Source organism: Staphylococcus parequorum (assembly GCF_039237145.1).
In the GTDB taxonomy this organism is placed as follows: domain Bacteria; phylum Bacillota; class Bacilli; order Staphylococcales; family Staphylococcaceae; genus Staphylococcus; species Staphylococcus equorum_A.
This window is the reverse complement of the sequence record NZ_CP150682.1, coordinates 1,624,530-1,639,748: the sequence shown is the minus strand read 5'-3', so window position 1 is coordinate 1,639,748 and position 15,219 is coordinate 1,624,530. Positions and strand designations below refer to the sequence as shown.

18 protein-coding genes are annotated in these 15,219 nt (G+C 32.2%); all 18 read right to left on the bottom strand.

All coding sequences use genetic code 11. The features are described from left to right. Positions 1-45: 45 nt before the first annotated feature. The 18 genes from AAA453_RS07930 to pxpB all read right to left on the bottom strand — a co-directional run bounded on the left by AAA453_RS07930 (position 46) and on the right by pxpB (position 15,030). On the bottom strand, positions 46-2,013 hold the full coding sequence (locus tag AAA453_RS07930; protein WP_427704335.1) for a DNA internalization-related competence protein ComEC/Rec2: 1,968 nt from the start codon (positions 2,011-2,013) through the stop codon (positions 46-48). 246 nt (positions 2,014-2,259) lie between these two features. Beyond that, positions 2,260-2,721: a ComE operon protein 2 gene (locus AAA453_RS07925; protein WP_285323272.1), complete on the bottom strand. Its 462-nt coding sequence runs from the start codon at positions 2,719-2,721 to the stop codon at positions 2,260-2,262. A gap of 85 nt (positions 2,722-2,806) precedes the next feature. Continuing rightward, the gene (locus AAA453_RS07920; RefSeq protein WP_427704333.1) at positions 2,807-3,526 is read right to left on the bottom strand and encodes a helix-hairpin-helix domain-containing protein; all 720 of its coding nucleotides are present in this window, start codon (positions 3,524-3,526) and stop codon (positions 2,807-2,809) included. A 50-nt stretch (positions 3,527-3,576) separates the two neighbouring features. Continuing rightward, complete coding sequence (locus tag AAA453_RS07915; RefSeq protein WP_285323275.1) at positions 3,577-4,293, bottom strand: class I SAM-dependent DNA methyltransferase; 717 nt, start codon at positions 4,291-4,293, stop codon at positions 3,577-3,579. Between the two features lie 2 nt (positions 4,294-4,295). After that, entirely contained in the window at positions 4,296-4,649 is a 354-nt protein-coding gene (gene rsfS / locus AAA453_RS07910) for a ribosome silencing factor (protein WP_046465467.1), read from the bottom strand. Further along, complete coding sequence (gene yqeK, locus AAA453_RS07905; protein ID WP_046465468.1) at positions 4,650-5,234, bottom strand: bis(5'-nucleosyl)-tetraphosphatase (symmetrical) YqeK; 585 nt, start codon at positions 5,232-5,234, stop codon at positions 4,650-4,652. Further along, positions 5,224-5,796 carry a nicotinate (nicotinamide) nucleotide adenylyltransferase gene (gene nadD / locus AAA453_RS07900; protein WP_046465469.1) on the bottom strand — a complete coding sequence of 191 codons (573 nt, stop codon included), beginning with the start codon at positions 5,794-5,796 and terminating at the stop codon, positions 5,224-5,226. The genes yqeK and nadD overlap by 11 nt, the downstream gene beginning before the upstream one ends. Further along, the gene (yhbY, locus tag AAA453_RS07895) at positions 5,796-6,086 is read right to left on the bottom strand and encodes a ribosome assembly RNA-binding protein YhbY (RefSeq protein WP_002507455.1); all 291 of its coding nucleotides are present in this window, start codon (positions 6,084-6,086) and stop codon (positions 5,796-5,798) included. Before yhbY ends, nadD begins: the two co-directional genes overlap by 1 nt. 12 nt (positions 6,087-6,098) lie before the next feature. Continuing rightward, on the bottom strand, positions 6,099-6,896 hold the full coding sequence (gene aroE / locus AAA453_RS07890; RefSeq protein ID WP_427704331.1) for a shikimate dehydrogenase: 798 nt from the start codon (positions 6,894-6,896) through the stop codon (positions 6,099-6,101). Positions 6,897-6,908: 12 nt separating this feature from the next. Continuing rightward, positions 6,909-8,009, bottom strand: coding sequence for a ribosome biogenesis GTPase YqeH (gene yqeH, locus AAA453_RS07885; RefSeq protein ID WP_427704329.1), 1,101 nt, complete (start codon positions 8,007-8,009; stop codon positions 6,909-6,911). Then, positions 8,010-8,537, bottom strand: a complete 528-nt coding sequence (locus AAA453_RS07880) for a YqeG family HAD IIIA-type phosphatase (protein WP_046465472.1) — start codon at positions 8,535-8,537, stop codon at positions 8,010-8,012. Positions 8,538-8,554: 17 nt separating this feature from the next. Next, complete coding sequence (gene mtnN, locus AAA453_RS07875; RefSeq protein ID WP_427704327.1) at positions 8,555-9,241, bottom strand: 5'-methylthioadenosine/S-adenosylhomocysteine nucleosidase; 687 nt, start codon at positions 9,239-9,241, stop codon at positions 8,555-8,557. Between the two features lie 230 nt (positions 9,242-9,471). Further along, entirely contained in the window at positions 9,472-10,704 is a 1,233-nt protein-coding gene (locus AAA453_RS07870) for an NRAMP family divalent metal transporter (RefSeq protein ID WP_046465474.1), read from the bottom strand. 3 nt (positions 10,705-10,707) lie between these two features. Next, positions 10,708-11,466, bottom strand: coding sequence for a 5-oxoprolinase subunit PxpA (pxpA, locus tag AAA453_RS07865; protein WP_427704326.1), 759 nt, complete (start codon positions 11,464-11,466; stop codon positions 10,708-10,710). Continuing rightward, positions 11,466-12,824, bottom strand: a complete 1,359-nt coding sequence (locus AAA453_RS07860) for an acetyl-CoA carboxylase biotin carboxylase subunit (protein ID WP_427704325.1) — start codon at positions 12,822-12,824, stop codon at positions 11,466-11,468. Before AAA453_RS07860 ends, pxpA begins: the two co-directional genes overlap by 1 nt. Positions 12,825-12,846: 22 nt before the next feature. Beyond that, positions 12,847-13,299, bottom strand: coding sequence for an acetyl-CoA carboxylase biotin carboxyl carrier protein (locus AAA453_RS07855; protein ID WP_427704323.1), 453 nt, complete (start codon positions 13,297-13,299; stop codon positions 12,847-12,849). After that, entirely contained in the window at positions 13,296-14,306 is a 1,011-nt protein-coding gene (locus AAA453_RS07850) for a biotin-dependent carboxyltransferase family protein (protein WP_427704321.1), read from the bottom strand. The genes AAA453_RS07855 and AAA453_RS07850 overlap by 4 nt, the downstream gene beginning before the upstream one ends. A gap of 1 nt (position 14,307) precedes the next feature. Next, positions 14,308-15,030 carry a 5-oxoprolinase subunit PxpB gene (pxpB, locus tag AAA453_RS07845; RefSeq protein WP_427704319.1) on the bottom strand — a complete coding sequence of 241 codons (723 nt, stop codon included), beginning with the start codon at positions 15,028-15,030 and terminating at the stop codon, positions 14,308-14,310. Between the last annotated feature and the right edge of the window lie 189 nt (positions 15,031-15,219).

The following is a 15,219-nucleotide window of genomic DNA, read 5'->3' as shown; positions in this document are numbered from 1 at the left end:
CATTTAATCATTATATCATGCAGTGCTTTATCTCTCTACATAAAATCATTGATTTAGATTAGTACTAAGCCCAAAATTCGAATTTAATGTAATAGAAATTTCTCCGTTTTCATTTGTTTGTAAAACTTGAGAATTAGTATTTTTTAAGCGTTCCACTATTTCTTCATTGGGTAATTTATATCTATTATTTTGACCAACAGAAATTAAACTTATTTTCGGGTGAAGTGTATTTATAAAAGATGCACTAGAACTCGTTTTACTACCATGGTGTCCTACTTTTAAGATATCAATATTTTCAATGTGATACTTATTTAACAATAACTGCTCGTTATTTTTTGAAGCATCTCCCATAAGTAAAATCTTGAATTTATCATATTCAATTAATGTAATAATTGATTGTTCATTTAAATCATTTGATGTTGTAATTGTGGCATCTAATAATTTAATTTTCGCTTTGTTAAGTGAAAAACTTTGTATTGATTTAAAGTCTAATAGCTTTATGTTAAAACTTTTGCATATATTAACTAATGATTTCAGTTCTTTCAATTGGTAACTACTTTTATTAATTATTATATTTTTTATAGGATATTTTTCAATCAAAAAATTAAGTTCTCCCATATGATCTATATGTGGATGAGTAACAATTAAATAATCTATTTTCTTAATACCCTGTTTTTTCAAAGTCGGTAGTATATGAAATTTTGATATATTATGTTGGCTTGACTCTCCTTCTTGTAATAACTTGCCCCCCGTATCAATCAATAAACTCTCTTGCCTATTTGTCTCAAATAAAATGGCATCTCCCTGACCAACATCAAGCATTGTCAATTTATAATCATTAGATAATGGCAATACGGTAACGACTATATACAATAAAACAAATGAACAAATAAATAAACTATAAAATTTATGTGCAAATAATATTAAACACGCAAATAAGAGCGCAAATCCTAAAGTGATATGTAAGCCATTTAACTCTGGTACATACCATCTGTATGAACTTAAATAAATAAACATTTCCAAAATAAAATCATGTAGCTTTAAAATTAAATTAAGTAAATAAGTTAAAGGCGTTATTTCAAATGGAAAATGGCTTATAATAAAAAATAAAATTACTAACGGAAATAGTATAATGGTGTAAAAAGGAACAAAAATAAGATTCGCTAAAAAACCAAGCCATTGAATCTGGTTAAAATTAATAGCACTAATCATAAATGAACCTAACTGAGCTATTATAGTAATAATTAGAAGCGATTTTATCGGTGAGGATTGAGCTATTAAGGGTAATGAAAAAAGTATGAAGAATGTAATTAAAAAAGAAAATTGGAAGCCTATATTATAGGCATAAGCAGGATATATAATTGTTAATATTATAAATAAAAGTGCGAGAATGTTCATTGAATTCTTTATAATAGTTTTAGGAATTAAAATGATTATTAAGGCTGCTAAAATTGATCTCACAGCACTAGGAGCTAAATCAGTATAAAGAGCATATATCGGTAAAAAGATAAACAATACCATTTTGATGTAGGCTAACGGACACTTAAAAATATTTAATACGTATATTAAAATACCTATAATTGCTGCAATATGTGTGCCACTTACTGCTAATAAATGATAGATACCAATTTCTTTGAATTTATCTAATTCATTATTATCAATTTTCGAGGTATCTCCACTAATTAATGCAATAACTTTCTCCGGATACTTGATATTGGTGTGACTTAAACGTTCGAAAATATATTGTTTATGCTTATCTAAGATAGCGTGATATCTCGAATTATTTAGTTTACAACTTTCGAAGTCAATTGTATTAATAAAAAGTGAAACGGGGCTATATGGGGACTGATTTAATGGTTTAAATATTGCTTTCATATGACATGTCTTTTGATAGAGCTGTATGTATTTATAACTGTTAATGTTTTTATTAACAAAAAAGTAATAGTTATATTTTTTATTATTTATTTTAGCTTTACCATGTAGCTTTTGATGTTTCAGAATAGGTTTTGTCACAAATTGTGCATCTACTTCAATATTTTGATTTAAGTACACTGCACGTGCTTTATTCTCACTTACGAAATTACTCTGAAACATCATATAACTAATGAATGGTATGATTAAAACAAATAAAATTTGAAACCACTTTAACCTTTTGCGTATCACTAAAAAAATTAAGATACCACATAAAAATATCGATAATAATTTAACATGTAGCCATAGTAGACCGACTAAATAAGCAATTGCATAGTAAATCAGTGATTATTTATTGGTAAGGTATTGTGCTACATGTTCTTGATTAAATGGTATTTTTTTATAATCGATACCTGATTGGTGTAAAAGCTTTAACGCATATGAATGGTTGTGATAGTCTTCAGCGTAATAAATTGTTTGAATACCAGCTTGGATAATGGATTTCGTACAATTTAAGCAAGGAAAATGTGTGACATATATCGTTGCTCCCTCTGTTGACACCCCTTGTTTGGCACATTGTAGTAATGCATTCATTTCAGCATGAATTGTACGTATACAATGGCCATCCTCTAATAAACAATCCTCATCTATACAATGAACTTCTCCTGAAACTGAGCCATTGTACCCACCTGCGATGATTCTATTATCTTTAACAATTGTTGCGCCAACAGATAATCGTTGACAAGTGGAACGTAACGCCAATAAATGACTTTGAGCCATAAAGTATTCTTCCCATTTAATGCGATCCATGATGTTATACCTCCATTAATAGTAAATATTTATTTTATAAGTAACTATAGGTTAATTTGTATTGAGTTATATTGCAATAAAAAATCTATATTGTAAAATATGAGCCTAATTTTTCAAGCGTTTTTGCTCCAATGCCTTTAACTTCTGTTAATTGTTCGATAGATTCAAAAGCACCATTTTGTTCTCTATATTCTATAATAGATTTAGCTTTTGAAGGACCTATGCCTGGAACTGTTAACAGTTCCTCTTCTGTAGCACTGTTAATATTTATTTTTTCTTTATTAGTGCTATTGTCAATGACTTTTGTTGAGTTTGAGTTTGTGCTTCTATTAATACTATTATTAATATTTTCAGTCATTTGTTGATTTGAATTTATCGTTTCCTCTTTCTTTGGTATATAAATCAACTTTTGATCTACTAACTTTTCAGCTAAATTTATTTTTGACAAATCAGCATCATCAGTCACGATTGCTCGATCTAAAAGTTGTTTAATTCTATCAGAAGATTTCATTTTATAAATATCAGGATGCTTCACTGCACCTTTGACGTCCACAAAAATGTCTTCTGTTTTAATTTGCTTTGGTTGTTCATTACTATTTTTCATATGCTTTGCATTGGACTCTAGTTGTGTTTGTGTAGCTGTGGTAATTTCATCATTCGAATTTACTATATTATGATTATCTTCGTTTGTAAAAGTACTTTGCAGCAACCAAGTGATTAAAATGACCACGAAAATTAAAATTGCTATAGCAACTGCTTTGTACTTACAAATGATTTCTTTTATATTGTTCCACTGATCTAACAAGAAAAAATCACTCCTTTATACTATACACGTATAAAGGAGTGATTTTACTTTTATTTTTTGACAATGAAAAACAGTCGATGCCCTTCATTGCTATTATTCTTAATATCAAAATCGACAAACGTAGTGATTTGGCTAAACCCTACATTATTAAGCATTTCCATATAATCTGCTTCTGTATAAGTCCGTTGATAGTGTGATTCATCGAACCTTGCATATTGATTATCATCTTGTTTAATAAAGAATGACATATCATGCCAAACACTCAGTGGTTCCTCGCCTTGCACAGCTTCCCAACCAAGAAAAACTTTTTCAGATTCATCGATATAACTTTGGTTATTAAATAATGTATTCATTTTAAAAGGTGTATGAACATCAAACATAAATACACCATCTGTTTCTAAATGGTTAAAAACATGACTAAATGTGGTGAAAACATGATCTTTTTCAGGTAAATAATTTAATGAATCACAGAAAATCGTAATTACATCAAATTTCTGATTCAACTCAAATTCAGTCATATCACCTTCTATCCAATTCACTTTGTTAGATTTCTGAGTTGCTATCGAAAGCATATCAACACTCAAATCCATACCTGTGATTTGGTCAAAGTCTGTTAGCAATGATGTTAAACTTCCTGTACCACAACCAATATCTAATATAGACGTCCTATTTTCTGCAAATTGGTTTACAATTTCTAACCATGATTCATAGGGTTGATCTAATGTTAATTGATCATAGAACAAGCTCATTTCTTCATATTGCACCATAATTAATAAACAACCTGTCTATAACTCTCAAGAGGTGCATCACGATATAATTTCTCAATATTATAGTAATCACGTTCATCTTTATGGAATACGTGTACCACTACATTAGATAGATCAATAAGGACCCATCTGGCATCATTAAAACCTTCCATTCGTTTTACTTCGATATCAGCTTCACCTGCTGCATCTTTTACCGAACGTGCTATAGCTTGGACTTGTTTTTCGTTATTACCATGACAAACTACAAAATAATCAGTCATGTCACTAATGCCTTTCATTTTTAAAGAAATAATATCTTCTGCTTTTTTATTCTCTGTTGCTTCGACAGCAATGTTTAATAATTGATCTGAATTCATTTAATCATCCTTTACTCTTTCGTCACTGTAATTGTAATAATTCAAGCATGCAATCGTGGCATCATAAACATTAATATCTTTATTAATTAAGTATAAAACTGTTCGCTTAGAAATTTCATAAATGGTTTTATCTAAGCTACCTTGATTGTATGCTAAATCTCTAATTTCTTCAACGCCTGGGGTCTGACGACCTGGTTCTATATAATCAGCTATGAATATTAATTTCTCAGTTTTCGTCATTTGAGCGCGTCCAGTTGTATGGTTTTTAATCGCTAGCAAGACTTCTTCATCAGTGACATTAAACTGTTGATTCATTATTATAGCTGCTACTGGGCCATGTAAAATTTCAGAGCCATAACTCAGTAAATTACTATCTAATTCATTCTGTGTAACAATTTGATACATTGATCCTAAATCATCATATTTACAGTAATCATGTAGTATACCTGCAAGTTCAGCCTTATCTTTGTCGCCATCATAGATTTCTGCTAATTTCACAGCTGTTTCAGCAACTCTCAATGAATGGTTAAACCTTTTCTCAGGTAATTTATCTTTAACTAAAGTAACTGCTTGATCAATTTTCATATAATCCTTCCTCTCGGATATATTGTTCTACACTAGGAGGAACTAAAACTTGAATATTTTCATCGTTTTTAATTCTATCTCTGATTAATGTTGAACTAATATCAATACGCGGTATATTGATTGCTAACATACCAGGCTCTACTTCTTGAGCTGATTTATCTCTGTTAACAATTACAAAAGTAATTAATGACTTTAACTCATCAATTTTATACCACTTTTCAAGTTGATTGTATTGGTCAGTACCTATAACAAAGTATAGCTTAGATCGAGGATGCTGCTTTAAAATATGCTCTACTGTATCATAAGTGTAGCTTTGCCCTTTACGTTCAATTTCATCAAGAAAAATTGTTCCAAATCCAAGTTCATTAATCGCACACTGAATCATATCTATTCTATACTGTGCGTCTAAAAAATCATTATGCTCTTTTAATGGAGACATATAGCTCGGTATAAAATAGAACTTCTCAGGTTTTATTACGTTATTCACTTCACTTGCAACAACCATGTGAGCTGTATGAATCGGGTTAAACTGCCCACCATATAATACAATTGATTCAGTCATTATGGTAATTGAATTTGTTTGTTGTCTTGAGATTCTTTGTACAATACAATCATAGACCCGATTACTTGTACTACATCACTTCTTGTCGCATCACTTAAACTTTGTGCTAAATCATTTTTATCTTCATAGTTATTTTGTAAAACATGTACTTTAATTAATTCTCTGTTTTCTAAAATATCGTTAATTTGACTAACCATATTATCATTAATACCTGATTTCCCAATTTGGAAAGTTGGATCTACGTTATTTGCTTTACTTCTTAAAAATCTTTTTTGTTTACCTGTTAGCATAATATGCTCCTTTTATAAATGTTTTAGTACTGCTTCTTTCATTACTTGAATGTCTGGTGTTTGTTCGGTCCAAATCTCAAAACTTTCTGCGCCTTGGTAAACAAACATGTCCAATCCATTGTGTATAGGATTGCCTTTTTCTTCTGCTATTTCTAAAATCGGTGTTTTAAAAGGAATATAAACAATATCACTTACTAATGTATGTGAATCTAATTGATCGAGACTTATAGCTACATCTTTGTTTTTATTCATACCTGCAGGTGTAGTATTAATAATAATGTCGAATTCAGATAATGACTTTTCTGCGTCTGATAAATTAATCTTATTTATATCCAAATCCCAGTTATCAAAGCGACTCATAGTTCTGTTAGCAACGGTTAATTTAGGTCGAACGTGTTTATTCAGTTCATTTGCAATACCTTTACTGGCACCGCCTGCACCTAAAATGAGTATATAAGCATTTTGTAAATCCGGATAAGCCTGTTTAAGACCTGTAACATAGCCTATGCCATCTGTATTGTAGCCTATCCATTTTCCGCCTTCAATTTTCACTGTATTAACAGCACCAACCGTTTTAGATTGGTCATCAATTTCATCTAAATAAGGTAGAATACGTTCTTTATGAGGTATTGTAACATTAAATCCAGAAAGCGCTTTGTCTTCTATGATTTCTTTAATAAGATGAAAATGTGCTTCAGGAATATTAATCGCTTCATATGTTGAATCATCATTTAAAGTCTCAAAGTTAGCGTTATGCATAACGGGTGACAAAGAATGATCTATAGGATTGCCTATTACTGCGTATTTCATATTAAACACACCTTACATTATTGAATTTCTTAATACAACATCTACATTTTTCGGTACTCGAACTATAACTTTGGCACCTTCATCAATCGTGATAAAACCTAATCCTGAAATCATCACATCTCGCTTCTCTTTACCTGTTTCTAATCGTACTGCTTTAACATTTTGTAAATCAAAATTATCAGGGTTATGAGGTGGTGACAATAGTGCACCTAACTGATTTTTCCACAATTCATTGGCATTTTCAGTTTTAGTTCTATGGATATTGAGTTCGTTTGAAAAATGACACACTAACGAACGTCTGCCACCACTAACATAGTCAATACGCGCTATTCCACCAAAGAATAAAGTTTGACCTTCATTCAATTGATATACGCGCTGTTTAACTTCTTTTTTAGGCATAATCGTTTTAAGCTCATCCTCCGTTACCACATGTGTCATTTGATGTGCTTGAATCACGCCTGGAGTATCAAACATAAATGATGTATCATCTAACGGTATGTCAATCATGTCTAGCGTTGTGCCTGGGAATCTAGAAGTAGTAACGACATCTTTTTCACCAACACTGCGTTCGATCAATTTATTTATAAGCGTAGATTTACCAACATTTGTAGTTCCTACAATATAAACATTATCGTTATTACGTAATGTGTTAATAGATGCTAACAAATCATCTATACCTTCATTTTTTTCTGCAGATATCAATACAACATCTTCAGTTTCCAAACCATATTTTCTAGCTGTTTTCTTCAGCCATTCTTTAACACGGCGTTTATTAATCTGTTTAGGCAATAAATCTAACTTATTGGCTACTAAAATGATTTTTTTATTACCCACGATACGTTTGATTGCATTAATGAAAGACCCTTCAAAATCAAAGACATCTACAACATTTACTACAATCCCTTTTTCATCTGCTAAACCATTCAACAAATTTAAAAAGTCTTCACTATCTAAACCAACATCTTGAACTTCATTGTAATTTTTTAGTCTAAAGCATCTTTTACATATGACATCTTCACGATGTAAATTATGTTCTGGCACATAGCCTGCCGCATCTGGATCTTCAGATTGAAGTGGTGCGCCGCATCCGATACATTTTAAAATTTCAGTCAATCAATTTTCCTCCCATTTGATATAGCCTTTTTTTCTAAAGTGTTGTAGTAATCTTCGTTCTATCATTCGGTTGAATTTCGTAATAAACCCATCCGTTTGTTTCACGGGAACCACCATAATTGTGAAGAGTCCACGTCTATTACCTCCAAATACATCTGTAAGCATTTGGTCACCAATCACTACAATTTCAGCAGGTTTTAGGTTCATTAATTGTGCAGCTTGATTAAAAGCGCGACCTCTTGGTTTTTTGGCTTTGAAAATATAATCAACATTCAATGATTTTGAAAAACTACCAACACGTTTTTCATTATTATTAGAAACAATCGTAATTGTAATGCCTAATGCATTTGCTTTCTCAAACCATTGTTTCACTGCTGTAGTAGGGTCTGCTTCGTCCCATCCTACAAGTGTGTTATCTAAATCTGTAATAATTCCTTTCACGCCAGATGCTGCAAGTTTATCAATATCTATTTGAAAAACGGACTGCACATATTCGTTTGGCATAAAATAGTTTTTTATTATACCCATTATTTATTTTCACCTTTTTATATAGTTTTAATTAAACGCTCAACAATTTCACTAGAAGATATTGCTGCTTTTTCTAAAAATGCATCAAACGTAATACCAGCATCGCCGTCAGCTAAATCTGAAATTGCGCGCGTAATTATGAATGGTAAATTAAATTGATAGCAGGTTTGTGCAATTGCAGTAGCTTCCATTTCTGCAGCCATTGCTTGTGGAAAATTCATTTTAATCGTTGTACGTTGCTCAGTTGTACCAATAAAGCTATCTCCACTCACAATTAAGCCAGTTTTAGCTACTAGTTGTTGTTCATTAATTGCATCTGTTGCCTTTTGAATTAAATGCTCATCAGCAACAAATTGTGCTGGCATTTGTGGTATTTGTCCTAATTGATAACCAAATGCTCTTGCATCTGCATCATGATAAGTAACCATATCACTGACTACAACATCACCAACATTTAATGATTTATCTAACGCTCCTGCAGAGCCCGTATTAATAATTACATCAGGTCTGAATTTTTCAATTAATAATGTTGTAGAGATTGCTACGTTCACTTTACCTATACCACTTTGTGACAGTACTACTTCTTTATCATGTAGACGACCTTTATAAAATATTACATGCGCAATTTTTATTTCTTCTAATGTTACAAGTTTATCTTTTAAGATTGCTACTTCTTCTTCCATAGCACCTATAATACCTATCATTATAATTCACCTCATATTAAAATCCTAGCCTTAGTTATTCTACCACATTTATGTTCATAGCTCGATCATTGTTCAACTTTTTATTATTAAATTCTCTATGCTATTTTCCCTATTTTTAAGTAATTAATAATAATTTTTTTATACATTTGAATTCCTTATTTTTTCCATATAAAAACTCTGAACAACACATGAGCAGTATGTATCGTTCAGAGTATTAAAATATTTATATATTAACTACCAAATAAGCCTGATAAGCTTTGTAGAGAGAATAACGCTGCAGCAATTGTAACTATTACTGCCAATATACCAAAGAGTAACATCCATGTTGGATGATGATAATCTCCGACAATCGATTTTCGTTTACTCGCTATTAAAATTGTACCTAAAGTGATTGGTAGAATAAATCCGTTAAGTGCTCCAGCAACGATTAATAAAGTAACTGGTTGACCTATGAATAAAAATACTAGCGTAGAAACTACAATAAAACTAATTACAATTATATTGGTTTTATTGTATATCGATTTATGTAGTGTTTTTAAAAATGTCGCACTCGTATAAGCAGAACCAATTACAGATGACATTGCAGCTGCGAATAATACGACACCAAAGATACTACGTCCAACTGGTCCAAGTACATGTTCAAAGACTGAAGCTGGTGGGTTTTCTGAACTTAAAGTAACACCTGTAACAACTACACCCAATACCGCTAAGAATAATAAAACTCTTAAAACGCCGGTAGTCAATATGCCTGAGATCGCGGCTTTGTTAATAAATGGTAAATATTCTTTGCCTTTAATTCCAGAATCTAAAATTCTATGTGCCCCTGCAAAAGTAATATAACCACCAACTGTACCACCTACCAAAGTAATAATCGGTAATACAAGCGCCAATGGTTGTTCTGGCATGACTAAATGCTTAGCCGCTTCTGCATATGGCGGGTTGGCCTTAAACATTACAAACGCTATGACTACGATCATAAGCATTCCTAAAAACATTGTAACAACGTCCATAATTTTTTGGCCACTTTTACTAATAAAGATACCGATAGCTAGAACTGCTGTAATTGCAGCGCCAATCTTCACATCTAAACCGAAAATGGCATTTAAACCAAGTCCAGCTCCTGCTATATTACCGATATTGAAAGCTAATCCTCCAATGGCTATCAGTATCGAAATAATTGTACCTAGCCCACTGAAAATCTCATTTGCTACTTCTTGACCACGTTTACCTGTAACTACTAATACTCTCCAAATATTTATTTGTGCACCAATATCTATAATAATAGATAATAGGATAGCAAATGCAAAACTTGCAGTAAATTGTGCAGTAAATACTGCGGTTTGAGTTAAAAATGCTGGTCCAATAGCAGATGTTGCCATTAAAAATACCGAACCTAATAGTAACCTTTTATGGTTTTTTGTGAACTCAAAATCTTTTTCTTCAGAACTTAATCTTTCTTTCATAGGTTAGCCCCCTAGACTTTTTATAGAAACGCCTTCTTTCGTTAATCTTTCTCTAATTTGTGTTACAAACTCGAGAGCATGTGTACCATCTCCATGCACACAAATTGTATCAGCCTCTATGCTGATGGTCTTTTGGCTTTTTGCGACAACGGTTTGTGATTTCACCATGTTAACTACTTGCTCAATTGCTTCATTTGTATCCGTAATTAATGCATCGTGTTCTTTTCTACTTACGAGTTGGCCATCATCTTCGTATCGTCTATCTGCAAAGACTTCTGAGGCTGTTGTTAAACCAACTGATTTAGCTTCAGAAATTAATGACGTGTTAGATAATCCCACATATATTAGGGTGTTGTCAATATCAAATACTGCTTGTGCAATTGCACGCGCTATATCTTTGTTTCTAGCTCCCATTTGATAAAGGGCGCCATGCGGTTTTACGTGATTAATCTTCACGTTATGAATTTTACAAAATCCACTTAACGCACCAATTTGATAAACAACAATATCATAAATTTCACTTGGTGATAAATCCATATTTCTACGTCCAAATCCTTGTAAGTCTGGTAGTCCTGGATGAGCACCGATGCCTACATCATGTGCTTTGGCTAATTTTATCGTTTCATTCATTACATGTTGGTCCCCGGCATGGAAACCACAAGCAATATTTGCTGAAGTAATAAGTGGGATGATATGTTCATCCCCTCCAAATGAATAATTACCGAATGCTTCACCGAGATCACAATTTAAGTCTACTTGCATTAAGATACCCCCTTGATAATTTGGTGCCTATCTAAAAATTTTATATCTACTTCTTTTGCATCTCCATCTGCATACAATGGATAAGATAATACTGCGTATAAAAAGTCAGCAGTTGTTGTAAAACCGTCTATCACCATTTCATCTAAAGTGACTTTTAATTTTTTAATTGCACGTTGTCTGTCGGGTGCTTTGACAATCACTTTTGCTACTAAAGAATCATAGTAAGGAGAGACAGTATAACCTTGATAAAGTAAGCTATCTACACGTACGTTAAATCCTTGTGGTAAGTGTAATGCTTCTACTTTGCCTGGTGAAGGCTGGAATTGTCGTTCTGGGTTCTCTGCATTAATTCGTGCTTCGATTACATGTCCATCAAAAACTATATCTTCCTGTGTGAAAGGCAATTTGCCATTTATCATCAAGTATAGTTGAGCTTGTAGTAAATCCCTATTCGCTCTCATTTCAGTCACAGTATGTTCTACTTGAATACGCGCATTCATTTCAATGAAATAATATGCTTCGTCTGTTACTAAAAATTCGATTGTACCTGCACTTCTATAATTTGAAGCCTTTGCTACTTTGACAGCATCAGTACACATTGCATTTCTAGTTTCTTCTGATATTGCTGCACATGGTGATTCTTCAATTAATTTTTGGTTTTTTCTTTGTACAGAACAATCTCTTTCTCCTAAATGTATGTAATTATTCTTACCATCACCAATGACTTGAACTTCTACATGCTTCGCTACAGGAATGAACGATTCAACATAAATACGATCATCACCAAAATACTTCTCGCCTTCACTCTTGGCCTCTTTAAAAGCTTTAGGCAATTCTTCAACTGTTTTAACAATTCTAATGCCTTTACCACCGCCACCGCTAGCTGCTTTTAAAACTAGGGGGAAGCCAACATCTTTTGATATTTGTTTCACTTCTTCAATTGACTCCACAGCATTCGTAGAACCTGGAATAATTGGCACACCCGCATCATCAACCGTTTGACGTGCAGTGATTTTATCACCCATCATTTCCATCGTCAATTGTGTTGGACCAATGAAATCAATATTATTTTCTTCTACTTTTTGTGCAAAAGAAGTACTCTCTGATAAAAAGCCATAGCCTGGATGTATTGCAGTAGCACCACTGATTTTGGCGGCGCTAATAATTCTGTCTTGATTCAAATAACTCTCTAGTGGATTTGCTTCACCTATACAAATAGCTTGATCTGCTAAACTCACATGTAAACTCGTTTCATCCCCTAATGCATATATAGCTACTGTTTCAATATCCATCTCTCTACATGCTCGGATAATTCTAACAGCTATCTCTCCTCTGTTTGCTATTAAACAACGATACACAGCAAACGCCCCTTTCTTTCACTTATTTTATTTTAATAATCGTCTGATTATATTCGACATTCGCACCATGTTCTACTACGATTTCCTTCACTACACCATCTACGTCACTTTTCACTTCATTCATTACTTTCATCGCTTCAATAAAACCAATCGTATCACCTTTATTTATTTCATCACCAACATGAATGATGGGCTCAGTAAGCTCTTTTTCATCTTGTTGGAAGAACGTACCTACCATTGGTGATTTAACTTCCTTAAAGTTGTCATAGTCCTCTGCTTGACCGTCTGCTACAATTTGATTTTGATTGAACGCTTGGTTTGCTACAGTTTGTGAACTATTATCGGAAGAAAATGAATGCACTTTATTATCATTAAAATCTATTGCTATTTCACTTTTACTATCTTTGTATTCAAATTTCTTAACTTCATTTTCTTTTACTAATTTTATTAATTGCTCGATTTTTTCAAGATTCATTTTAATTCCCCTTTTAGTAATTTTTTGATACGTGAAGCCGTTGGTCTGAATTGAGCCGTATTATAAATAGGTGTATCGATTGTATTTTCTAATACTTTCTTGAAATCTAATTCTTGTTGTTTTAATTTTTTTGTTGCTGCTTCAATCGTTGTCCATTCAAAATGTAGCACGTCCCCTGGTTGTTTCTGTGCTAAAATATGTAAATCTGAAGCACATACAGTAGCAATTTTTGTATAACCACCAACTGTTTGTTTATCATTCAATAAAATAATTGGATTGCCATCGTTTGGAACTTGAATGCTACCTAAAGCTACTGGTTCAGAAATGATATCCGCAGAATCTGTTGGTGAAATTATCTCACCTTGTAAGCGATATCCCATGCGGTCTGATTTTTCAGAAATTTTAAAATCAACTGTTGTTAATTTATCTTGCGCATCTTGAGTGAAACGATTTATTTGTGGTCCTTCGATAATTTGAATTGTATCTTTATTAAATGGTTCAGTATTTAATTCTAAACTGTAGCCTACTTTAGAAAGGTATGTATCATCTTGTTTACACAAAATTACATCATCTCGTTTTAAGGCACGTCCCTTATATCCTCCGATATGACTACGTGTATGAGTAGCATAACTACCAGCTGCAATTGGAACATACAGGGGTTTACCTAACAAAATATAACCTCTCGCACCATTAACTACGGCACCTAGTTCCAATATATCGCCTTTTTTTACTGAAGTTACTGTTTGAACATCAATCACTTCATCATTTATCTTGGCATTAAATTGTGCACCAGTGATAATAAAAGAATTATCTTCTAAAAATTGAAGTGTTGGCCCAATGATTGTGCATTCAATTGCAGGCCCTTCATTTCCAATAAGTGTTTGACCTAATCTATATGCATATTGATCTAACACGCCTGCATTTGAAAATCCTTGGTTTTGAAAACCAATTCTACCTTGATCTTGTATTGTGCTAAATAGTCCAGGATTCAAAATTTTTATAGACATATTAAATTTTCACCCACTTTTCTATATCAAAATTGTCATGTTGTTGTTCATCTAATATACGATGGTATGTTTCTTCTTCAATAGCATAAAATTTTATATAGTCTCCTGCGCCATATAAACACATAGGTTCTCTATGAATATCAAACACTTTAATTGGCGTGCGTCCTATAATTTGCCAACCACCAGGCGATTGTTTTGGATATAGTCCTGTTTGATTATTAGCAATACCTACAGAGCCTGCATGAATGCTTGTCCTTGGTTCTTGCCGTCTTGGCGTATGTAATTGTGTATCTAATCCTCCTAAAAAAGGAAAACCAGGCATAAAACCTAGCATATAAATTAAATAAGCATTTTCAGTATGTATTCGTATAACCTCTTTAGTAGTTAAATTGTTATGTGATGCTACCTCTTGAATATCTTGTCCATAACTTCCACCATATAACACTGGTATATTAATCGTTTGTGTTGGTGTAGCTGTATCATTAAATTTTGTTATCTCTATTTGATTTAAATTAAGCGCTTTAATTATATGGGTTAAATCACTTTTACTGATATCAATGGTTAACATAATTGCACGATACGAAGCAACTACTTCAATAATAGCTGGATTGTTTTGTGCTTTAATATATTGTTCAACGCGTTGTACCTTTTGAAACGTATCAGGATCAATACGCTCTTCAAAATAAATCATAATCGTTTGTTCATTAATTAATTTATAATTCAAAGATTATGCCCCCTTTATTACATTTACAATATAGTTTATCTTCAGATAAACTATATTGTGCACATGCTATTGATAGTATATCATTTATTTTAAAATTGTGTTTAATAGAAAAAGTTATTACTAATAATAACTAAACGTTTATTAAACAAAGTATATTAGTAAATAAAATAGCAATATTATTCTAAAATT

What these genes read in the sequence shown, in the direction of transcription:
- AAA453_RS07925 (WP_285323272.1), bottom strand. Translation starts at nt 2,721, where the DNA reads ATGGATCGCATTAAATGGGAAGAATACTTTATGGCTCAAAGTCATTTA.
- AAA453_RS07915 (WP_285323275.1), bottom strand. Translation starts at nt 4,293, where the DNA reads ATGGTGCAATATGAAGAAATGAGCTTGTTCTATGATCAATTAACATTA.
- rsfS (WP_046465467.1), bottom strand. Translation starts at nt 4,649, where the DNA reads ATGAATTCAGATCAATTATTAAACATTGCTGTCGAAGCAACAGAGAAT.
- yqeK (WP_046465468.1), bottom strand. Translation starts at nt 5,234, where the DNA reads ATGAAAATTGATCAAGCAGTTACTTTAGTTAAAGATAAATTACCTGAG.
- nadD (WP_046465469.1), bottom strand. Translation starts at nt 5,796, where the DNA reads ATGACTGAATCAATTGTATTATATGGTGGGCAGTTTAACCCGATTCAT.
- yhbY (WP_002507455.1), bottom strand. Translation starts at nt 6,086, where the DNA reads ATGCTAACAGGTAAACAAAAAAGATTTTTAAGAAGTAAAGCAAATAAC.
- aroE (WP_427704331.1), bottom strand. Translation starts at nt 6,896, where the DNA reads ATGAAATACGCAGTAATAGGCAATCCTATAGATCATTCTTTGTCACCC.
- AAA453_RS07880 (WP_046465472.1), bottom strand. Translation starts at nt 8,537, where the DNA reads ATGGGTATAATAAAAAACTATTTTATGCCAAACGAATATGTGCAGTCC.
- mtnN (WP_427704327.1), bottom strand. Translation starts at nt 9,241, where the DNA reads ATGATAGGTATTATAGGTGCTATGGAAGAAGAAGTAGCAATCTTAAAA.
- AAA453_RS07870 (WP_046465474.1), bottom strand. Translation starts at nt 10,704, where the DNA reads ATGAAAGAAAGATTAAGTTCTGAAGAAAAAGATTTTGAGTTCACAAAA.
- pxpA (WP_427704326.1), bottom strand. Translation starts at nt 11,466, where the DNA reads ATGCAAGTAGACTTAAATTGTGATCTCGGTGAAGCATTCGGTAATTAT.
- AAA453_RS07855 (WP_427704323.1), bottom strand. Translation starts at nt 13,299, where the DNA reads ATGAATCTTGAAAAAATCGAGCAATTAATAAAATTAGTAAAAGAAAAT.
- AAA453_RS07850 (WP_427704321.1), bottom strand. Translation starts at nt 14,306, where the DNA reads ATGTCTATAAAAATTTTGAATCCTGGACTATTTAGCACAATACAAGAT.